The sequence below is a fragment of the Streptomyces sp. NPDC029956 genome (genome assembly GCF_055574655.1).
Genome location: NZ_JBVHZJ010000012.1, coordinates 44,618 through 65,798 on the forward strand (window position 1 = coordinate 44,618; position 21,181 = coordinate 65,798).

General features: G+C 68.9%; 15 protein-coding genes and 3 pseudogenes. 9 read left to right on the plus strand and 9 right to left on the minus strand.

Annotated elements, in window-relative coordinates; all coding sequences use genetic code 11:
• Window positions 1-3: 3 nt before the first annotated feature.
• Window positions 4-1,533: an aldose epimerase family protein gene (locus ACZ4XX_RS12215; RefSeq protein ID WP_468507842.1), complete on the minus strand. Its 1,530-nt coding sequence runs from the start codon at window positions 1,531-1,533 to the stop codon at window positions 4-6.
• A gap of 228 nt (window positions 1,534-1,761) precedes the next feature.
• Here ACZ4XX_RS12215 and ACZ4XX_RS12220 point away from each other — a divergent pair, with 228 nt between their 5' ends.
• Both ACZ4XX_RS12220 and ACZ4XX_RS12225 read left to right on the plus strand, forming a co-directional pair.
• Complete coding sequence (locus ACZ4XX_RS12220; protein ID WP_468507843.1) at window positions 1,762-5,496, plus strand: S8 family peptidase; 3,735 nt, start codon at window positions 1,762-1,764, stop codon at window positions 5,494-5,496.
• A gap of 137 nt (window positions 5,497-5,633) precedes the next feature.
• Window positions 5,634-6,623, plus strand: a complete 990-nt coding sequence (locus ACZ4XX_RS12225; protein WP_468507844.1) for a helix-turn-helix domain-containing protein — start codon at window positions 5,634-5,636, stop codon at window positions 6,621-6,623.
• Window positions 6,624-6,802: 179 nt separating this feature from the next.
• On the opposite strand, the gene ACZ4XX_RS12230 is transcribed toward ACZ4XX_RS12225, so the two are convergent.
• The 6 genes and pseudogenes from ACZ4XX_RS12230 to ACZ4XX_RS12255 form a co-directional block, all read right to left on the minus strand.
• On the minus strand, window positions 6,803-7,921 hold the full coding sequence (locus tag ACZ4XX_RS12230) for an HTTM domain-containing protein (RefSeq protein ID WP_468507845.1): 1,119 nt from the start codon (window positions 7,919-7,921) through the stop codon (window positions 6,803-6,805).
• A 46-nt stretch (window positions 7,922-7,967) separates the two neighbouring features.
• Window positions 7,968-8,576 carry a DUF5819 family protein gene (locus ACZ4XX_RS12235; RefSeq protein ID WP_468507956.1) on the minus strand — a complete coding sequence of 203 codons (609 nt, stop codon included), beginning with the start codon at window positions 8,574-8,576 and terminating at the stop codon, window positions 7,968-7,970.
• Between the two features lie 257 nt (window positions 8,577-8,833).
• Window positions 8,834-9,985, minus strand: a complete 1,152-nt coding sequence (locus ACZ4XX_RS12240; RefSeq protein ID WP_468507846.1) for an ice-binding family protein — start codon at window positions 9,983-9,985, stop codon at window positions 8,834-8,836.
• Between the two features lie 476 nt (window positions 9,986-10,461).
• Window positions 10,462-10,620: a Scr1 family TA system antitoxin-like transcriptional regulator gene (locus tag ACZ4XX_RS12245; protein WP_468507847.1), complete on the minus strand. Its 159-nt coding sequence runs from the start codon at window positions 10,618-10,620 to the stop codon at window positions 10,462-10,464.
• Between the two features lie 181 nt (window positions 10,621-10,801).
• Window positions 10,802-11,098, minus strand: a pseudogene (locus ACZ4XX_RS12250) (hypothetical protein); the annotation flags it as partial.
• Window positions 11,099-11,239: 141 nt separating this feature from the next.
• Window positions 11,240-11,809: a hypothetical protein gene (locus ACZ4XX_RS12255; RefSeq protein ID WP_468507848.1), complete on the minus strand. Its 570-nt coding sequence runs from the start codon at window positions 11,807-11,809 to the stop codon at window positions 11,240-11,242.
• 592 nt (window positions 11,810-12,401) lie between these two features.
• On the opposite strand from ACZ4XX_RS12255, the gene ACZ4XX_RS12260 reads away from it, so the two are divergent.
• On the plus strand, window positions 12,402-13,643 hold the full coding sequence (locus ACZ4XX_RS12260) for a PP2C family protein-serine/threonine phosphatase (RefSeq protein ID WP_468507957.1): 1,242 nt from the start codon (window positions 12,402-12,404) through the stop codon (window positions 13,641-13,643).
• A 194-nt stretch (window positions 13,644-13,837) separates the two neighbouring features.
• On the opposite strand, the gene ACZ4XX_RS12265 is transcribed toward ACZ4XX_RS12260, so the two are convergent.
• A complete protein-coding gene (locus ACZ4XX_RS12265) occupies window positions 13,838-16,072 on the minus strand; it encodes an arylsulfatase (RefSeq protein ID WP_468507849.1) in 2,235 nt (744 codons plus the stop codon).
• A 563-nt stretch (window positions 16,073-16,635) separates the two neighbouring features.
• Window positions 16,636-16,785 (minus strand): annotated as a pseudogene (locus ACZ4XX_RS12270) (IS701 family transposase); the annotation flags it as partial.
• Window positions 16,786-16,934: 149 nt separating this feature from the next.
• On the opposite strand from ACZ4XX_RS12270, the gene ACZ4XX_RS12275 reads away from it, so the two are divergent.
• From ACZ4XX_RS12275 to ACZ4XX_RS12300, 6 genes and pseudogenes are all read left to right on the plus strand, one after another.
• Window positions 16,935-17,723: a class I SAM-dependent methyltransferase gene (locus tag ACZ4XX_RS12275; RefSeq protein ID WP_468507850.1), complete on the plus strand. Its 789-nt coding sequence runs from the start codon at window positions 16,935-16,937 to the stop codon at window positions 17,721-17,723.
• Window positions 17,724-17,868: 145 nt separating this feature from the next.
• Window positions 17,869-18,619: pseudogene (locus tag ACZ4XX_RS12280) on the plus strand (transposase family protein).
• Window positions 18,620-18,996: 377 nt separating this feature from the next.
• Window positions 18,997-19,659 carry a hydrolase gene (locus ACZ4XX_RS12285; protein ID WP_468507851.1) on the plus strand — a complete coding sequence of 221 codons (663 nt, stop codon included), beginning with the start codon at window positions 18,997-18,999 and terminating at the stop codon, window positions 19,657-19,659.
• A gap of 5 nt (window positions 19,660-19,664) precedes the next feature.
• Complete coding sequence (locus ACZ4XX_RS12290) at window positions 19,665-20,171, plus strand: DoxX family membrane protein (RefSeq protein ID WP_468507852.1); 507 nt, start codon at window positions 19,665-19,667, stop codon at window positions 20,169-20,171.
• 95 nt (window positions 20,172-20,266) lie between these two features.
• Entirely contained in the window at window positions 20,267-20,845 is a 579-nt protein-coding gene (locus ACZ4XX_RS12295) for a Dps family protein (protein WP_468507853.1), read from the plus strand.
• On the plus strand, window positions 20,769-21,167 hold the full coding sequence (locus tag ACZ4XX_RS12300) for an alpha/beta fold hydrolase (RefSeq protein ID WP_468507854.1): 399 nt from the start codon (window positions 20,769-20,771) through the stop codon (window positions 21,165-21,167). The genes ACZ4XX_RS12295 and ACZ4XX_RS12300 overlap by 77 nt, the downstream gene beginning before the upstream one ends.
• Window positions 21,168-21,181 lie beyond the last annotated feature (14 nt).

Genomic DNA, 21,181 nt, shown 5'->3' on the forward strand with positions numbered 1-21,181 from the left:
CGGTCACGAGTACCCCCAGGTGCTCAGCCCCCAGCGGAGCACGTGGGTCGCGCCCGCCTGGAGGACGGTGAGGTCCGTTCCGCTCCGGAAGGCGTCCGGTGGACAGGACATCGCCTCCACGGCGACTCCCCGTCGCCGCCGTTCGGGTTCGGCCAGGGTGTCGCCCGTGTACACCTGCACCCAGCGGGTGCCGTCGCCGAGCCAGAGTTCGACGCCTCGCAGTCCTGAGGGGTGCGCCAGCCGTACGACCGCCCGCCCGTCATGGTCGCGGTCGAGCCCGGTGAAGGCGGTGTCCAGCCGCAGGTCGCCGATGGGGCGGGGAGCGCGGAAGTCGTACGGGGTGCCGTCGACGGGCGCCCGGCCGATGGGCAGGCCCCTGTGGTCGGTATGCAGCAGGGTCCGCGCGGGAACGGTCAGCACGACGCTGTCGACGAGACCGGTACCGACCGTGAGATAGGGATGCTGGCCCACACCGTAAGGCGCGGGTTCGGTACCGGTGTTGGTGGCCCGGACCGTGGCCCTGAGCCCTTCGGCCCTCAGCCGGTACTCGACTCGGACATCAAGGAGGAACGGATATCCGGGCTGGGGGCAGAGCGTGGTGCCGAGCATCACCGAGTCATCGGTGCGGGCGATTGGCTCCCACAGGGTCCAGCGCAGCAGTCCGTGGATCGCGTTGTCCTTCTCCACCTCGGTCAGGGGGAGTTGGAGATCTCTGCCGTCGAAGCGGTAGCGTCCGCCGCCCACGCGGTTCGGCCAGGGGACGAGCAGTTGCCCGCGCCCGCCCGTGATGGTGGACCCCGTGGAGAACCCGTCCAGCACAGGTCGGCCGTTCACGACGTACTCGCGCAGGGCCCCGCCCAGCTGGACCACTTCCGCGCTCTGCCCGCCCCGGACCAACCGCCACGACCCGCCTGTGGGGCTGGGGGACGCTGAAGAGCCGTCGCGCGCGCCGGTGCGGACGGGCCGCTCCGTGCCCGGCCCTTCCCCCGGTGCCCCGGCAGGGGGTTCCCGGCGCATCAGCGACAGCACGGCCGTGACGACGGCCTCCGGAGGCCGGTCGATCTCCACCACCAACGGGTGCTCGTCGGGCTCCGGCTCCTCGAGGATCGCGAGCTGGCTGTCCAGCAGGCCCGCCGGGAAGAAGTGACCGTGGCGCGCCCCAAGCCGGGACTCCAGGAGCTCGCGCGAGCCGTGCAGGTACACGAGGACAGTGCCGGGACGCCCTGCCAGCAGCGTGTCCCGGTAGTGGCGCTTGAGCGCCGAGCAGGTGACGACGGCCCGCTGACCGGCCGCGGTCGCCCGATCCAGCCACTCCCCGATCGCCTCAAGCCACGGCTCCCGGTCGCTGTCCGTGAGGGCATGGCCGGCGGCCATCTTGGCGCGGTTGCCGTCGGAATGGAACGCGTCCGCGTCCCGGTACGCCCAGCCCAGCCGCTCGGCGAGGAGACGCCCCACCGTCGACTTGCCCGACCCGGCGACGCCGACGACGAGAACCAGCCGCGGCGACTCACCTGTCGCTCCTTCGCGCGCCATGTTCTGACAGGCTCCTCCCTGTCGTCTGCCCGCCGAGACGTCTCCGTCCGGCGGGTCGGATACCTCCAATCTGACCCCCGTCGTCCTCCGGCGCATGTCGGTACCCGCGACCTGCCAGGTCTTTCCGCCCGGAATCGCGCGGTTCACGGCTGACAAGCCTTTGCCATGGCGAGGACTTGCCGCCATGAGGCCTTCACGCCGGTGTTCACCGGTCGATAGACCCATGCCATGAACTCCCCTTCCCATCCCTCTGCCTTCCGGCGCGGACGCCGGCCGCTGACCGCGGCGGCCACTGTGGTGCCCCTGCTGGCTTCGGGGCTCATAGCGCTGCAGGCACCCGCGCAGGCGGCTCCGGCCAGGCCCAGCGTCCCCGCCAAGCCCTCGGCGACCCACAAGGTCACACTGGTCACCGGCGACGTCGTCACCGTCACCACGACGGCCGACGGCAAGCAGATCGCCGAAGTCGACCGGCCCGACAGCGCCGTCGGCGGCGTGAAGCTCCAGGAGATCAAGGGCGACCTCTTCGTCATCCCGGACGAAGCGGCGCCGCTACTGGGCACGGACACGCTGGACCGCCGGCTGTTCAACGTCACCGACCTGATCGAGATGGGGTACGACGACGCGAAGTCGGCCGCGGTCCCGCTGATCGCGACGTACACCCTGCCGAAGTCCCGCGCGGCCGTCGAACCCACCGCCCCCCGGGGCAGCAAGCTGACCCGGAAGCTCAAGGGCATCCGAGGTGCCGCGCTCAGCACCGAGAAGCGGCAGACACGAACCTTCTGGAACACCGTCGCGCAGCCGGGCAGCCCGTCGCTGGGCGCGGGTGTGGCGAAGCTGTGGCTCGACGGCCGCGTGAAGGCCAGTCTGAAGGAGAGCGTGCCGCTGATCGGCGCGCCCGAGGCCTGGGCGGCCGGCTACGACGGCAAGGGCGTCAAGGTCGCCGTGCTCGACACCGGCATCGACGTCAACCATCCCGACTTCGCCGGCCTGATCGACGGTACGGCGAGCTTCGTGCCGGGTGAGGCCGTCACCGACGTCAACGGGCACGGCTCGCATGTCGCCGGCACGATCGTCGGTTCGGGTGCCGCCTCCGGGGGTGACAACAAGGGCGTCGCCCCTGGCGCCGACCTGTTCGTCGGCAAGGTGCTCGGCGGCGCCGAAGGCCACGGGCAGGATTCCTGGGTCATGGCGGGCATGCAATGGGCCGCCGAATCCGGCGCGGACGTCGTCAACATGAGCCTCGGCGACTCGTACCCGACCGACGGCAGCGACCCGATGTCGCAGACGGTCGACGCGCTCTCCGCGCAGTACGGCACGCTGTTCGTCACAGCCGCCGGCAACTCCGGCCCGGAGAGCATCTCCGCCCCTGGCGCGGCCGCCTCGGCGCTGACCGTGGCGGCCACGGACAAGCAGGACCGGCTCGCGTCCTTCTCGAGCACCGGCCCGCTGGCCTACTCCGGCGGCATGAAGCCGGACATCGCAGCGCCCGGCGTGGACATCACCGCGGCCCGCTCGCAGGAGATGACCGGCGGTGGTGAGGGCCCGTACCGCACCATCAGCGGCACCTCCATGGCCACCCCGCACGTGGTCGGCGCGGCGGCGATCCTGGCCCAGCAGCACCCGGACTGGACCGGCGCGCAGCTCAAGGAACACCTGATGAGCACGGCCAAGGGCCTGGACGGCGGGTACTCGCCGTACGAGGTCGGCACCGGCCGTCTCGACGTCGCCGCCGCCGTGCGCACCACGGTCCGCGCCACCGGATCGCTCTTCTTCGGCAATCACACATGGCCGCACGAGACCAGCGACGGGGCCGTCACCGAAGACCTGACCTTCACCAACACCGGCTCCACCGACGCCACGCTGAACCTGGCGCTGACCGACGACGGCGGCCCGTTCGCGCTGGGAGCCACCACGGTCACCGTGCCGGCGGGCGGCACCGCCGCCGTCCCGGTGACCGGTGACCCGCAAGCCGTCTCGGCGGGCCGGCACGTCGGCTACGTGACAGCCACCGACACTGCCACCGGGCAGTCGGTGACCCGCACGTCCGTGGCGCTGCTCAAGGAGGAGGAGCGCTACGACCTGAACATCAAGCTGGTCGGCCGGGACGGCAAGCCCGGCGCCGGCTGGGTCACGATCAACCTGGCCGGCGACTTCTGGCCGTGGCAGGTCTACGTACACGGCTCGACCACCATGCGTATGGCACCCGGCCTGTACACCGTCGCGGGGTACCTCGACGTGGCGGGCGAGAAGGCGGACCGCTCGGGTCTGGCCGTACTCGTCGACCCGGAGACCGTGCTCAAGGACGGCTCCGCGGATGTCGTGCTGGACGCGAGCAAGGCACGGCTCCTCCAGACCGAGGCGCCGCAGCTCACCGAGGACCGCCAGCGCAAGGTCGACTTCAACGTCCATTACGCGGGCCTCGACCCGTACATGGACTACCGCAGCGCGTACGTGCTGCCGCCGACGTACGACGACGTCTACGTCGCGCCGACGGAGCCGATGAAGCAGGGCGAGTTCACGCTGGTCACCCGCTGGCGCAAGGGCGAGCCGCAGCTCGGCCTGAGCGCGTTGGGCGGTCGGCTCCGGTTCGAGGCGCGGGTACAGGCGGGCAGCGCACTAGACACCGGCACCGACACGCTGCCTGCCGTCTACGCGGGCAACGGAACGGCGGAAGCGTACGAGAACGTCACGGCCGAGGGCCGGATCGTCGTCGTCGAGCGGAGCAACGAGGTCGCGCCGCAGGAGCGAACCGAGGCCGCGGTCGCGGCCGGCGCCAAGGCGCTGATCGTGGTCAACGACGGTGTCGGTGGCCTGATGGAGTACGTCGGCGAGTCGGCCGTCCCCGTCGCCACCGTGCACCGCGACGCGGGCAAGGGCCTTGTCGCGATGGCCAAGACAGGCGTCCTCAAGCTGACCGTGAAGCAGACCGAGCACACGCCGTTCGTCTACGACCTGACCCGGAACTACCCCGGCCAGGTGCCGGACCGTGCCCTGGTCTACAAGCCGGGCAAGGGTGACCTCGCCAGGATCGACGCCCGCTACCACGCGGCGGCCGGCGGCCGGCTCGCGGAAGGGTACCGGTCCGACTTCACGCTCAGCCCGTCGTTCAACATGCCCGAGCTGGAGTGGCACCCGGGCACCCGCACGGAATGGGTGACCCCGGGCCAGGTCTGGAGGGAGTTCCACACGCAGGGCGTCGACGGACCGCTGCCGTGGTCGATGGTGTCGGGCGACAACACCTACGCCAAGGGCAGCACCACGCGCCTGGACTGGTTCGCCCCGGCGATCCGGCCCGCCCAGAGCGAGTCCTTCGGCGTGTACAACTCCCGCTGGCAGAACTACATGACCTGGAACGTGCAGGCGTGGGCCTCCGCCAGCGACACCATGCGTCTCGGCGGCTACCTCCCGTGGGGCGAGACGCCGTCCCATCTGCAGATCTTCCAGGGCGACACCCTGATCCACGACAACCCCGTCAGCGGGGACATGCAATGGGTGGAGGTACCGGCGGGCAACCGGCCCTACCGCGCCGTCCTCGACGTGGAACGGCCCGCTGACGCCTTCCGGCTGTCGACGCGCACCCACACCGAGTGGACCTTCGTGTCCGACACCGTCGACTCGGACTTCTTCGAGCCGTTCTCGGTGCTGAACCTGGACTACAGGCTGGAGACGGACCTGCACGGCGACGTCAAGGCCGGCACGACCCAGAAGATCACGCTCAAGCCGGTGTCCATGGACCTCGGGACCGTGCCGGGCACCGTCACCGGGGTGACGCTGGACGTCTCGTACGACGACGGCGCCGACTGGCAGAAGGTGACCTTGGCCAAGCGGGCCGACGGCACCTGGACGGGTTCGTTCAAGACGGCCAGGAAGCCCGGCGGCTTCGTCTCGCTCCGCGCGAGCGCCGGGACGGACAGCGGCTTCGGCGTCAGCAACGAGATCATCCGGGCGTACGGCCTGCGATGAACCGCACCGTCGGGCCCCGGGGCGGCGACTCCCCGGGGCCCTTCCCCTCACACCTGCTCCCATCAGGGACTATTCAGGGTCTGCCGCCATGGCGCATACTCTCCCCGCTGCGGCAAGCGGAAGAGAGTCGGTCGCCGATGTTGGATGTTCTGGGCCTCGAACCCGACGACGAAAGTGTCTACCGGGCGCTGCTCGGACGGCCGAACTCCACCGCGATCCTGCTTTCCGACCATCTTGTCCTCCCGCATGCCCAGGTCGACAAGGCCTTGTCCCGCCTGGTCGGGTGGGGACTGGTGACGAGGTCGGCGGACGACCGTTTCACCGCCGCGCCGCCGGCCATGGCGCTCGGCGCTCTCATCAGCCAGCGCCGGGACGGGCTGCGCATGGCCGAGCATGCCCTGGTGACCTTCGCCGAGGAACACCGAGCGGCGATGACCGGGAGCAGCATCAACGATCTGATCGAGGTCGTCACGGGCGTCGACGCCATCCGCCACCGTTTCCTCCAGGTGCAGCAGGCGGCCCGCACGCAGGTCCGCTCCTTCATCACCGCGCCGTTCGTCGCCCTGCCACCCGACGAGAACACGGCCGAACCCGTGGCCATCGGCAGGGGTGTGCACTTCCGCGCCGTGCTGGACCGGGCCGTCCTGGCGGAACCCGGCATCGTCGACGACGCGATCGAATCCCTGGGGAAGGGCGTGCACCTGCGGGTCGCCGACGAACTTCCGATGAAACTCGTCCTGGCCGACGCCGACCTCGGACTCGTCCCGCTCGCGGTCACGGCGGCGGGAGAACCCGGCGCCGTGCTGCTGCACCGCAGCGGGCTGCTGGACGCGATGGACGCGCTCTTCGAGACGGTGTGGCGCACAGCCCGCCCCCTCGAACTGGGCACCGGCGGAGAGACCGATCCCACCGTCCAGGTCGGTACGCCGGGTCCCACCGACCTGGACCGAAGGATTCTCGCCCTCCTCCTGGCCGGCCTGACGGACCTCACCGCCGCCGCGCAACTCGGCCTGTCACCGCGAACGCTGCACCGGCGCCTGCGTCACCTCATGGACCTGGCCGGAGTCAGGACCCGGATGCAGCTCGGAGCCCACGCCATGCGAAACGGCTGGGCAGAGGTTCCTTGAACGAGCTCCCCCGTACTGCGAAAGGGCGAGCATCCCGGTGTCCGCCGCCGGACGGAGTACTTCGGCAGCGTCGCCGAACGCAGCGCACACCATTGCTGCAGCGACTCGGTGGCTTCCCGACCAGGTGCCCTCGACCGGTCCGGGCCACCCTCTCGCGGCTTGACACACGACATGATGGTCTACCCGCCCCGAACGGCCCGATACTTCGAGGCGGGTGCCTCCGGTCCCGCCTGCGCGGGTACGGATCCCGATCCTGCCGCTTGGTGGGTTTCGCGCCGCATTCCGACGTGCTGTGCCGCACGTCGCCACAGGAGAGGGAGGAAGGTGTAGAAGCGGTCGGGGAGGAACACGGCGTCCGCGACGATCATCGCGCCGGAGAAGAGGGGTAGCCCCATGAGTACGGCGATACCCATGTGCATGCCGAGCAGTACGGTCAGAACGGGATACTTGAGCCTGCCGAAGAGCACGAACGGGAAGGCGACCTGCACGAGGACCGTCACGTAGCCGACGATCGCGATCACCATCGGGAACTCGTCCACGAGGTGGGAGAGCGCGGGCCAGGGCTGGAACAGTTCGAGGTTCAGTGCGTAGTGGAGAGCGGTGCCGCCGCCCCAGGTGGAACCCTGGACCTTGTACAGGCCGGCCGATCCGTAGAGGAAGCAGACCTGTGCGGCGATGACGAAGATGCCGCAGTTGTGCACCACCGTGGTCAAGGTGATGCGGGCCTCCTTGAGTTGCTGCGCGTAGAAACTCTTCACCGGTTGCGGCGCGTGGGCCGCGCGAGCCGTCCTGAGCCGGTCTCTGCGTGAGTCCAGGGACCAACGCCGACCGCATGCGGTGAGAACGAGATACAACACCATCAGAAGGACCAGGTTGTCGCCCCCGTCCGTCATGAAGATCGCTCTTGCGTGGAACGAGATCACCACGACGGCGAAGAGGACGGACATGACGCGGGTCCGCCAACCCAGCGTGAACAGCGCGGACGTGACGAGAGCCAGTACGTAACAGAGCTCGAAGTAGGCACGGCTGTCGGACAGCATCAGAATGCTGTTCCAGCCCGTCTGGTCGAAGAGCTGTGCTGCCAGTGCGGGTGTCCAGGGCGAGTCGGGGCCCCAGATCTCCGCGCGGTGCGGGAACTCGCGGAGCAGAAAGACCAGGTAGAGCAGTCCATAGCCGATGCGCAGGACCGAGGCGGCGTACAGCGACAGCGGCCGGGCGGTGAGAAGTGCCCACAGAGCGCCGACCCGGCCGAGTAGCCATCGGTGGACGGTGGTGACCAGCGATGTCTCCTGGTCCACCGGGCGAGGTGGTGCGGAGGCTGTCGGGGGGAGTTGGGGAGTCTGCTCAGTTCCCACGAGGGGTCACCTTCCACCAGGGCAGAAGCCGGTTCTCGGTGGGCACCGGCGGGCTGTTCCCGGCTGTGCCGGGCGGGGCGATGGGTAGCGTGATCACCCGGAGCTGAATGAAATCGAAGGTGCCGCCGTCGTTGTGGGCGGCGACGCGGTCCGCGGCGATGTTGCTCAGATACTTCTGCAGCATCACGGCCCGGTCCGAGCGCGCCGTGTCGCTTCCTCCATGTGTTTCGACGTAGGAGCTCCATGCGCGACGCACAAGGTTCTGCGCCGTGTGGCTCGGAAACGCATTGTGCTCGACCGCAGAATTGTCGACGGCGGCGAGATCGAACCAGGGGCTCACCCGTACCGATCCGTTGGAGTCGGTGTGCGCGGTCCTCGCCAGGACTTGCCGGTTGAAGGAGTCGGGGTCCGGGGCGAAGAGCCGCCAGTTCTGTTCGAAGAGGGGGTAGACCCAGCCATTGACCTGCGTGCTGTACCGCTTCGACACGGGGTTGGAGGGAGCCACGTGCAGGAACACCATGACGACATGGACCAAGGTCGTCATCAGGCACAGGATCACGGCCGTGTACAGCCCCGCCTTCAGGGCACGGACACTCATGGGCGACCTGTCCGGCGCGCCCCCTCCGTCATGACGTGGCGGGGAGACCGGATCGGAATCGAACTGCTGAGGTTCCTTCACGGTCGCTGAATCAATTCCTCTCGACACCGCCCACCCTGGCTTTCTCGTATGTGTTGATCGCGCCTAGGTCGCCGCGACTCTCACCGACGGCGCACGGCGCACGGCGCACGGCGGATTCGGTGAGGATTCCGCCGCGCGCCGTCATCTGATGAACAGGCCTTCGTGCAGGCTGCTGCCTAGCCCTCGTGGCCCGCGGGCTTGTTGCCGTAGCCGAAGTGTCCGTCCGGCTGCTCGCCGTGGCCGTCGTGGCCGTGGCCCGGCTTGCCCGGTCCCTCGTGGTCCCCGTGGCCCGGCCCGGCGTGGTCCGGCCCGCCCTGCTCCGGCCCGCCATGGTGCGGTCCGCCGTGGTCCGGCTTGCCGCTGTGCCCGCCGGTGACGGCCCCGCCGGTCGTGTTCCCGGCGGTGATGCCCGAGGTGTTCCCGCCCGTGGTGTTCCCGGCGGTGTTGCCCGTGGTGTTCCCGGAGGTGTTGCCGGAGATGTTCCCCGAGGTGCCGCCGCTCACGAGGCCGACGCTCGGCCCGCCGATCAGACTGCCGCCGATCAGACCCAGTGTCGTGCCCGTCGTCGCCCCGGTCGTGGTGCCGGTCGTCGTTCCTGCGGTCGCCCCGGTGGTCGTTCCGGTGGTCGTCCCGGTCGTCGTGCCGGTCGTCGTTCCACCGGTGGCGCACCCGCCGAGGAAGATCCGGTTGTTGTTGAGCGTCACCTCGCCGTTACGGGCCAGGGCCCGGCCCTCGACGCTGGCTCCCTGGTTCACGAAGATCGACGTCAGGGCCATGATGGTGCCGACGAAGGTGGAGGTGGTGCCGAGCGTCGCCGAGCTTCCGATCTGCCAGTACACGTTGCACGGCGAGGCGCCGTTCGTGAGCAGGATGCGGCTGTTGGAGGCCGTCGTCAGGGCTTCAGGGATCTGGAACACCCAGACCGCGTTGGGGTTTCCGCCTGCGTTCAGGATCAGATCGCCGGTGAGGCCGACACCGGACGTGGCCCTGTGGACGCCAGGAAGCAGTTCCTGCCCCCCGCCGATTCCTGCTGCGAGCGGGAAGTCCGGTGCCTGGCCCGTCAATTGGCCGGCCGCGTTGTTGTACGCCACGATCAGATCGATCTTGGCCTGGCGGGCCTGGTCGTCCGCGGGGTGCACCGCGCCGAGCACGAGGCCGGGGGGGAATCCGGTGATGGACCCGTTCGGGTGCGTCCCGAGGTCGTGGTCGAGCACCGAGTTGCCGGTGTTGGTGACTCCCTGACCCGCCAGAACGGAATAGCTGGCTGTCGTGCCCAGAGGCACGGCCGTTGCGATGGCCAGTGCCTGTGTCGACGTCACGGCGACCATGACGCCGGCAACCGTTGCGGCGAGAGCCGAGGCCAATCCGCCGGACAGAAGGCGGCGCTGAGTCCTTCGAGGAATGTGCAGCTTCATCAAGAGGCCAATTTCTGTGGGGGGCCATGGCATACCGGGCTCTACCGATCACTCGGGATGCCTTCTAGCTGTCGCTGCATATTACGCAGGAAAATCCACGCACCAACGCCAAGTAGGAGCGGGGAGGGGGGGATTGATATAAACACATTCGATCTAACGGGGCGGGGTGAAAATATGCTGCCGTTCGCCTTCTTTGAGCCCGAACATCACTGGACCAGTGGGGCTCGGTCGGCTCGCACGAACTGGTTCCGTACATCTGTCCATAAAGTCGACCCTCGATGTGGATACGGATGTACGGCTGACCGGGTTAAAGCAGGAATCCCGCACAGTGGGCGTGGCGCACCACTTCCGGCGGGTGCGGGGCCGACTGGGGCGTCGCCCTCAGGTGTTCATGACGTGGAGACCTTGACGGCATCGGTGATGAGGTGCCGGTTGCGCTCCGGGCTGAGGGCCCGGGCGCACAGGTGGGCGTGCGTCACGCTGTACTGCTGCACGTCGGACGGCTTGTCCAGGCAGGGGCCGCTGGTGAACTTCTTCAGGTACACCACTGCCTCGAGGTGTCGGGGAACTCCAGGACGGAGAACTGTCCCGACAGGCCTGGGTGAGCGCCCGTGCTGTGGGAAAGGACTTGCACGATGATGTGTGGCTCGGTGCTGAGCGCGTGCAGGGCTCCAGTTGCCCGCTCATGATCTCCCGGCTGCCGACGACACGTCGCAGGGCTGATTCGTCCAGGACGACCCACAGGTGCAACCGGCGGGCAAGATCGTAGATCCGGTACTGACGGCGAAGCCGCACCCTCCGCTGCGCGGCGGCCTGGTCGACCGTGAGGAGAGGATCGTTTCCTCGATGGCCGAGGCGGCATCCCTTCTTCGACAAGACCTGGCGACCCAGCGAGGTCGAATTGCCGCACTGGAGTGGCATCACACCGCCCCGCCCGGCATCGCGTGAACGGAGCGAACCACGGATGGCTGAGGGCGCTGCGCGAGTCACCGCGAAGGAGCATCCTGCCAGCCAGCCAAGGAGCATCACACGATGACCGACCGACGCCCGGCGGTTGCGCAACGCGCTGGAGCCGGTGGCGGCAGGAGTGTTCTTTCGCGGTGAGGAGCTGGTCCGGGCGATCGTGGCTGCTCGCACCCGTGGTGCCGCGCGCTTGCGATGCAAGCCTTAGCGGTTCGTGGTGGGCTCGCCGAGGGCAGTGCGTACCCAGTCGTGAGTGCTTCCGGGATCGAGGGCGGCGAGAAAATCTGCGAGCGATCCGTCCCAGCTTCGTCTTGCACGGTCGGCGACGGCCGCGACGACCAGTTGCCGCGTGTCTCGATCCTTGCAGCGGACCAGCGTGATCACCGCGTGGGGTCCGGCTTCGGCGAGGATCTCGTGGGCTTCGTGTGCATCCGCCCGCAGGTGTCCTTGACGTACGTGCGCGGCATGGGCCTCGCCCTTGGCCCCTTTCAACATCGACCGGATTCCCATGAGTCCGACCGTCCATGCGAGCGTGACGGACATCAGGGTGTAAGTGAGGTCGTTGGCTGCCGTCACGCGAGACTGTGTTAGCTTCAGTGACCCGTCGGTGTTGGCTCTGATGACGACAGCAGTCGTTCCGTCCCTGCGGGCCTTCTTGCGGAAACCCCGCCCGAGTGATGCCAGCATGCGTTCGGCGTCCCGGTGTCCGTCGAAGCTGGCGATGACCACCGATTCTTGCCCAGATTCCGCGCCCGAGTCGGGGTCGGAGGTCATGTGCCTCTCCTCCTGCGGATGAGTGACCGGATCAAGACCCGACTACCGGGCACGACCATGCCCGGGCAGGCCTACCGCTCCATACCAGCACGTATCGAGCGATGGTGCAGCCGGACTCGAGGGCGAGAAGCAGCCGCACCAGGTCCTGACCGGCCGATCCTGGCTGTGGGAGGATGCCGTCCACGATTGAGCTTCGAAGGGGCCGTGTCGCGTAGACCGCCAGCTTCACTTCGGCCGCGCCGCAGAGCCCGCCCAGCCAACTGTTCACGAGAGACGGTTCTGGCTCGACTTCTGTGGTCGGTCACGCAGGGTCGGCCGGTTGTGGGAGGAGGACTCGCTTGAGCAGGCGCGTATGTATGCCGGTCGTTCTGACTGGGTGTGACATGCCGCCCATGGCGTAATCGGGTGTTGGGCCGGTCGGCGGTGTCAGGCTGTATGGGTTGATCACTGCCGTGTCGGGAGCCTTGCGGATGAGGCGAGCGAACGTCTTCTCGAGTGGATCGTCATCCCGGGTGCCGCGATTCGTCCCGGCTCCAGAGCACCGACCGTCCACTGAATTCCCATGCCGCGGTATGAAGGGTTGCAAGCAGCGATGTCCGAAGGCGGGCGAGTGCCGGGCAAGTTCGGGGTGGACCGGTCGGAGGGGTTCGGTGAGCGGTTGCTGGGTCTGCTGCTGGACCGGGCTCACGAGATGCCGCCGCAGTTGATCGCCCCGCTCGTTGCGGAAGAGGTGGCCAGGGTCGGCGGCCGGGACGTCTCGATCCTCTTGCAGGACTACGAGCAGATGCTGCTGGTGCCGTTGCCGGGACGGGGGTTGCTGGTCGGGGACCCCGAACCGGTCGAGGGGTCCCCCGCCGGGGAGGCGTTCCTGAGCCGCAGGACGGTGGAGGTACCGCAGGACGGAAGTGTGCGTATGTATCTGCCGCTGCTGGACGGCAGTGACCAGGTCGGGTCGATGGCCGTCACCCTGGACAGCGTCGATGACGACGACCGGCGGTTGCTGCGCAGACTCGCCGGGCTGGTCGCGGACATGATCGTGACCAAGGACGCCTACACCGACCTGTTCTTCCAGACCCGACGCCGCGCCCCCATGAACGTGGCCGCGGAGATCCAGTGGTCGCTGCTGCCTCCGCTGTCGATGACTGTTCCGCAGGTCGAGGTGGCCGGAATCCTGGAGCCCGCGTACACCGTGGCCGGCGACAGTTTCGACTACGCCCTCAACGGCGACATCCTCCATGTGGCCATGATCGACGCGATGGGCCACGGCCTGGACGCGGCCACCATGGCGACGGTCGCCATCGGCGCCTACCGCCACACGCGACGGGCCAACACCAGCCTGTCCCAGGTGTATGCGTTCATGGACAGGGCCATCAACGAGCAGTTCGGCCACGACCACTTCGTCACCGCCCAGATGATGTGTCTGAACGTCGTCACGGGTCGACTGCAGTGGGTCAATGCCGGCCACCCGGCACCGCTGCTGATCCGCGGCCGCGCCGTGGTGGACCGGTTGGAGAGCCCCACCACGTTGCCGGTCGGCTTCGGTGGTGAGGAGCCGGTGGTCAGCGAGCGGACGTTGCAGCCCGGGGACCGGCTGTTGTGTTTCACCGACGGCCTGATCGAAGAGCATCAACCCGGTGGGGAAGAGTTCGGTGAGGAGCAGCTCATTGCGTTGACCAACCGGGCCGTCCGTGACCGCACGGCGGTGCGGTCGGTGGTGCGCACGCTCTCTCACGCCCTGAAACAGGGACGAGGCGGCGTCACCAGCGACGACGCGACCATCTTCCTCATCGAGTGGCGCGGCGGCGACGCCGACCATCTCGCCACCCTCGATTGAGCCGACAGCAACCGCCGCTACGCAGCCGAAGGCTTCACGGCCCACTTGCCGTTCGCCAAAGGGCCCCGCAGGACAAGGCAGCCGTCATCGCAGGATGTCGAACCTCGCGGAGGCCCCGCAACGTGACTCATCCCAGGCGGGCAGCAACAGATCGATCCCCGGGTGGTGATCGGCAAGCCTGCGGGGCGGCCTGCCTACTGACGGGCCATGTGCATGCGCATCTCGCTCTTGGCGTCGACGATGAGGTCGCCGGACAGGTCGACGGTGACGCTGTGGAGAGTGCCGGTGAAGCGGAACGGCGCCCGATATGCGGGGGTGACGGCAGAACCGGGGTTGACGCCACAGGCCATGCCGCCCGGATTGAACGTGACCGGGGTGGTGACCGGCATGTCGATCTCGCCGACCAGGCGGCCGTCGATGTAGAGCTGGGCGCAGCCGGGCGCTCCCTTGCCGTGGGCGATGTCGGGGACGCCTGTGGGCTCGAATTCGAAGCGCAGCGCGTGCCGCCCCTCGGGCACGGTTTCGCTGGAGGAGACGTGGTGCAGGGTTCGTTGGACGTAGTTGTGGACGTAGTGGAGGTGGCCGTCCTTGACGTAGAGGGACCAGCCGCCGGCGTTGGTGCCCTGGCTGATCAGGACGCCCTCAGCGCCGCCGGGCGGGATCTCCACGTCCGCGGTGACGCTGTGCGGGCGGTTGAGGACCCGGGGGGCGACCGCGGCGGGGAGTACCTGGGTGCCGGGGCGGAGGGTGTAGCTGGTCCGGTTCTCGGTGATCTGCGGGCGTTCGGTCATCAGACGGTCGAAGGCACTGCCGTCGATCGGCATCACGTTGTACTTGCCGGCCTCCATGTACCACAGGGCGACCATCTCGATGAGTTTGCTGCGGTGCTCCTGAGCGAGGTTCCGGGTTTCGGCGATGTCTCCGTCGACGCGGTACAACTCCCAGTGATGGGCGTCGAGGTCGTCGAGGTCCGCCATGGTGATCGGGGCGCCGAACGGACGCCCGGCCTCGGCGAAGTTGGGGCCGGGCCAGGGGCAGACCGCTCGCCATCCGTCGTGGTCGATCGCCCGGTGCCCGAACATCTCGTAGTACTGGGTGCGGTGTCGGGTCGGCGCGGTGGCGTTGTCGAAGGTGTGCGCGAAGCTGACCCCGTGCAGGGGTGACTGGGTGACACCCCGGATGGTCGCGGGCGCGTCGACGCCGAGCACGTCCAGGACGGTGGGCACCATGTCGATGATGTGCGCGAACTGGTCGCGGACCTCACCGCGGGCCCGGATGCCTTCCGGCCAGTGGACGAGGAAGGGGTCGCTGACGCCACCTCGGTAGGTCTCCCGCTTCCACCGCCTGAACGGGGTGTTCCCTGCCCATGTCCACCCCCACGGGTAGTGGTTGAACGTGGCCGGGCCGCCGATCTCATCGATCCGCGCCAGGCTCTCCTCCAGCGTCTCGGGCGCGTTGTTGAAGGCCTGCAGCTCGTTGGTGGTCCCGGTGACGCCACCCTCGGGGCTCGCACCGTTGTCGGAGACCACCATGATCAGTGTGTTGTCGAACTCGCCGGTCTCCTTGAGGAAGTCCAGCAGCCGCCCGAGGTGGTGGTCGGTGTGGGAGAGGAACCCGGCGTAGACCTCCATCATCCGCGCGGCCAGGCGCCGCGCGTCGGGCGTGAGCGACTCCCAGGCGGGGACGTCCGGATCGTGCGGGGACAGTTGCGCGTCCGCCGGCACCACACCGAGCTCCTTCTGCCGGGCGAAGGTACGCTCGCGGTAGGCGTCCCATCCGTCGTCGAACCGGCCCCGGTAGCGGTCCGCCCACTCCTTCGGCACATGGTGCGGGGCGTGTGCCGCGCCGGTACACAGGTTCAGGAAGAACGGCTTGTCCGGGGCGACCTGCTTGGCGTCGGCGATGAACGACATCGCCCGCTCGACCAAGTCCTCCGTCAGGTGGTAGCCCTCCTCCGGCGTAGCGGGCGGCTCGACCTGGTGGTTGTCGTACACCAGGTCCGGATACCACTGGCTCGTGTCCCCGCCCAGGAACCCGTAGAACCGTTCGAACCCCCGCCCCAGCGGCCACCGGTCGTAGGGGCCCGCGGCCGACTCCTGCTCCGATTGCGTCAGGTGCCACTTGCCGACCATGTACGTGTTGTAGCCGTGCTGCAGGAGAATCTCCGACAGGAACCCGTTCTCGAACGGGATCTGCCCGTCGTAGCCCGGGTACCCGGTTGCCAGCTCCGTGATCGCCGCCATGCCGTTGGCGTGGTGGTTGCGACCCGTGATGATGCAGGAGCGCGACGGCGAGCACAGTGACGTGGTGTGCATGTTGCTGTACAGCAGCCCGCCCGCGGCCAGCGCGTCCAGATTCGGTGTCTCGATCGGACTCCCGTAACAGCCGAACTGCCCGAACCCCGTGTCGTCGAACACGATGAACAGCACGTTCGGCGCACCCGCCACCGCCCGCACCGGCTGCGGCCACGCAGGACTCGACTCATCCGTTGTCCGACCGATCACCCCCGGGAACCGCTGCCCCGGCCGGTACTCACTCCAGGACGACTGAGCCATCTCGGTCTCCCGTCCCACCAGCGCGAACACCGGTGATGTGTGTGCGGCGCCTGTGCGGCCTGCAAACGGCCACAGGCCCTCCTGCCGACGTGGGATCTCGATCGGACGCCGGGCACGGGCCCCACTTGTCGGCCGGGTCCGAGCCAGGTCTACTTCCAACGCTAGGGCGCCACTATCACCACGGCGACCGGGGGCGCTGTCTGGTCCTGCCCGCGGAGACGGAACGCTCAGCGGCAGACCGATCGGGGAACGGCGTGCTTGGTCCTTGGCGGCCGGGGCATCGCCGGCCCAGACCAGACCAGCCAGACCAGACCAGACCCGTATCCGGGTGAGGGCGATCCCTGTGTCTCTTCGTTCCGTCGGCGCCGCGGCAGGCGTTGCCTTGCGGCGGCGCTATGGGCAGCACCGGCCAATACTCCAGCCGTAGAACGTGATCTTCATGGCTGGGCGGCTGCTTGCCGTCGGTAGTGGCAGTCGCGGGCGCGGGCCTGGTGTCGGCGTCGCCAGTGCGACCAGCGGAGTCGGTGCGCGAGGTCGTGGGCCCGGCTGGTCAGGGTGGTGAACAGGCGTTGGATCTCGGTGCAGGTCGGTATGGACCGAGGCCGGCCCGTGGCGTCGGCTGCACCGGGAGGTGCTGGACGAACTCGGGAACGAACGGCTCGTTGGATCTCGAAGGATGTGAGGGCCGTCGGGAGCGGCCCGGAACTGAACTGGTGCAGCACACGTCTCCCGCACCATGATCTCAAGTGAGCGCCAAGAGCACGCGATCTCCACCAAGCTGGTCTCGCCGTCCACAGTGAGTGCGGAACCGTCGAAGACCAACGACTACAACAGCTTCGCCGAGGCGTACGCGGCCGCAAACGAAACCAACCTGGTCAATGCCTACTACGAGCGGCCCGCGATGCTGGCCCTGGCTGGAGACGTGGCCGGCCGACGGATTCTCGACGTCGGCTGCGGCTCGGGGGCCCTGTTTGCCGCGCTGCGCGACCGTGGCGCCGTTGTGAGTGGCTTCGACACGAGTGCCGGGATGCTGGAGCTGGCTCGGCGGCGGCTCGGCGACGATGCGGAGCTGCAGGTGGCGGACCTGGGCAGCCCGCTTCCTTACGCTGATGACACGTTCGACGATGTAACGGCGTCCCTGGTGCTGCACTATCTGGAGGACTGGGGGCCGGCGCTGGCCGAGCTGCGACGCGTACTCAGGCCCGGCGGTCGGCTGATCGCATCTGTCGACCATCCCTTTGCCATCAACCTCATACACCGCGAGGCCGGTCGCGAGGCCGAGCACAACTACTTCGACACCACCAAATGGACCGTGGAGTGGACCATTGGCGGCCATAGCGCCCTGGTGAGCAGGTGGAACAGGCCGCTGCACGCGATGATCGAGGCTTTCATCGGGGCCGGTTTCCGGATTACGGTCATCAGCGAGCCGGAGCCTGATCCCGCCGCCCGCGAGATGTTCCCCGAGGCCATCGCGGCCAAGCCGCGCTTCCTGTGCTTCCTGTTCTTCGTCCTGCAGGCCGACTAGTACTCCAGCCGTAGGTCGTGATCCTGCTGGTCGGGGCCGGTGCGGAGACGGCTGCGGCCACCGTTGATCATCGAGAGTTGTGTCGACCAACGAAGATCAGGCGGTGGCCGCAGGTCACAGCGTAGTGCCTGCCCGGTGGCGGTCGATGTTCGACCAGCTGACGGGCCGTATCGCGGGCCGGTTCGCGCGGGTCGAACCACGCCGCCACGCAACGGCGTTGGTGCTGGGCCTGCTGGCGGAGCTGCCAAGGAAGAACTGCTGGACGCTGGCCGAGCACGCGGGCGACTCCACCCCGGACGGAATGCAGCACCTGCTGCACCGCGCGAAGTGGGACGCCGACGTGGCCCGAAACGGGCCTGGCAGCGGCGCTCGGCCGGAGCCGGCGCCAAGGGCGAGCGGTACGACGACTGGGCCCAGGCCGACATCCACGGCCTCGCCGACCGGCCCGGGCACTGGTGGCTGCTGGTCCGCCGCAACCGGAGAAGCGGCGAACTCGCCTTCTACCGCTGCTTCTCACCCCACTCCGTCCCGCTGTCCGACCTGGTGCGGGTGGCCGGACGGCGCTGGACGGTGGAGGAGACCTTCCAGGCCGGCAAGGGCCTGGCGGGGCTGGACGAGCACCAGGTCCGCCGCTGGACCTCCTGGCACCGCTGGGTCACCCTCGCGATGCTCGCCCACGCCTTCCTCGCCGTCACCGCAGCCGCCGAACGCCGCGATCACCCCGCCCCCGACGACCTGATCCCCTTGACCTGCAACGAGATCCAACGCCTGTTCACCACCCTGACCAGCGGGCCCACGACCTCGCGCGCCGACTCCGCTGGTCACACTGGTGACGCCGACACCAGGCCCGCGCCCGCGACTGCCACTACCGACGGCAAGCAGCCGCCCAGCCATGAAGATCACGATCTACGGCTGGAGTACTAACCCGGGGAGACCTTCTTGAAGTCCGCGCCCTCACCGTGCTGACCTGCGCGGGTTGCGGTAGGAGGCGTCCTTCCTGGCAGCGTTTCCGCTGGTGAGGGCGGCCCTTTGTGGGGTTGGGGTGTGGCTACGCGTCGTTTCGGAGGGGTCTCGGGGCGAGTGTGCCGGCGTCGCGACCTTGCACGTTCGCGCCCGTGACACCTCGCGGATCTCGTCCTTGACCGGTTGTGCGCTGTCGTGCCAACCCCTGGGCGCCGGAGGTCAACGCGGTCGGTCGGGTCGCTCGTAGCTTGAAGAAGTGCCGAGTCGCGGACGCGACGGGCACGTACCGATTGCTTCGAGAGGACCGCTCATGTTCGACATCACCAAGGTGCAGGCCGCCCCGAGCAAGGACCTGCTCACGCCCGACAACGCGGTCATGCTCTTCGTGGACCACCAGCCGCAGATGTTCTTCGGCACGGGCAGCGGCGACCGTGCCGCGATCATCAACAGCACCGTGGGTCTCGCCAAGGCCGCTCAGGCGTTCGATGTGCCGGCCGTCCTGACCACGGTCGCCGCCGAGTCGTTCTCCGGGCCCCTGCTGCCTCAGCTCGCCGAGGTGTTCCCCAAGCACGAGGTCATCGACCGTACGACGATGAACGCCTGGGAGGACGAGGCGCTCGTGGAGGCGGTCAAGGCCACCGGGCGCAAGAAGATCATCCTGTCGGGTCTGTGGACCGAGGTCTGCCTGGTTCTGCCCGCGCTCTCGGCGCTTGAGCAGGGTTACGAGGTGTACGTGGTCTCCGATGCCTCCGGTGGTGTCAGCCCCGCCGCCCACGAGCACGCTCTCCAGCGAATGATCGCCGCCGGCGCTGTCCCGGTGACTTGGGTCCAGGTCCTCCTGGAGCTGCAGCGCGACTGGGCCCGCCAGGAGACCTACGGCGCGGTCATGGAGATCGTCAAGGCCCACGCGGGCGCGTACGGCCTGGGCGTCGTGTACGCGCAGAGCGTCATCGGCGCGCACGCGGCCGGCTGAGCTCCTTGGACACCGGCATTCTGATCCTGCGTCTGCTGGTGGGCCTGCTCGTCGCGGGCCACGGTGTGCAGAAGATCAGCTCGCACCTGGGCGGCAGGGGACTTGAGGGCGGCACGGAGGAGTTCCGTGCCGACGGTTTCCGCGGCGGCGCCCTCACCGCCCTGGCGGCGGGCGGTGGCCAGATCGGGTCGGGCCTGCTGCTAGCGGCCGGCCTCCTGACCCCGCTCGCCGCGACCGGGGTCATCGGGGTCATGACGGTCGCCCTCACCGTGAAGTGGCGCCACGGGCTCTGGGTGCAGAACGACGGGTACGAGTACCCGCTCGTCCTCATCGGCACCGCCGCCGCCCTCGCCGCCACCGGACCCGGCGCCTGGTCCCTCGACGCGGCCCTCGGCCTCACGCCGTACCCGCTGTGGTGGGCGGCCCTCGCGCTCGCGGCCGGTCTCGGCAGTGGACTCCTCACCCGGCTCGTCCTGCACCGGACCGCCGCCCCGGCGATCGCCGAGCGCTGAGCGCGAGCCGCGCAGACCGGGTCCGGCCGCCCGCGTACCCCCCCGGACCGGGCGGCCGGACCCTTCCCACCTTCTCTCCCGAACAGGAGCACTCGATGGACACCCTCACGACCCCGCACGGCGGCGGACAGCCGCTGCTGCACCAGAAGGGCGCCGAGACCCAGGCGTTCGGCACGCTCAAGCAGTTGCCGATCGGCCTCGGTCACGACACTCGCATGTACGCCTGCCAGCGGCTGAACCGCGTACTCGCCGACACGCAGATCCTGTACTCCCTCTACAAGAAGCACCACTGGCTCATGCGCGGGGCGACCTTCTACTCGCTCCACCTGATGCTGGACAAGCACGCGGAGGCCCAACTGGCCATCGTGGACGCGCTGGCCGAGCGGGTCCAGAGCCTCGGCGGCGTCGCGGTCGGAGACCCGCGTCACGTCGCGGAGCTGACGTCGATCCCCCGGCCGCCGGACGGCGTGGAGCCGGTTCCCGTCATGCTGTCGCGGCTCCTCGACGCGCACGAGCGGATCCTGATCGACGCCCGGGACGCCGCCGCCCGGCTCGCCGGGGAGGGCGACGAGGGCAGCGCCGACCTGCTCGTCTCCGATGTCATCCGCACCGGCGAGGCGCAGGTGTGGTTCCTCGCCGAGCACCTCGTGGACACCCCTCTGGTGCGCGGCTGATGGACACCTACGACGTCGTCGTGGTCGGCGGCGGGCCGGGTGGCGAAGTCGTCGCCGACCGGCTCGTCCGGTCCGCGCTGACCGCCGTCGTCGTCGAGGCCGACACGGTCGGCGGCGAGTGCTCCCACCGTGCCTCAAGACGATCCCGTCCTGGGCGCTGATCGCCACCGCCGACAAGAACATCCCGCCGGCCGCCGAACGGTGGATGGCCCGGCGCGCCGGCTCGCACATCACCGAAGTGGACGCGTCGCACGCCGTGGCCGTCTCCCGTCCGGCCGTGGTCACCGACGTGATCCTCGACGCCGTACGGGCGACCCGCTGAGCCCCCGGCCTGCG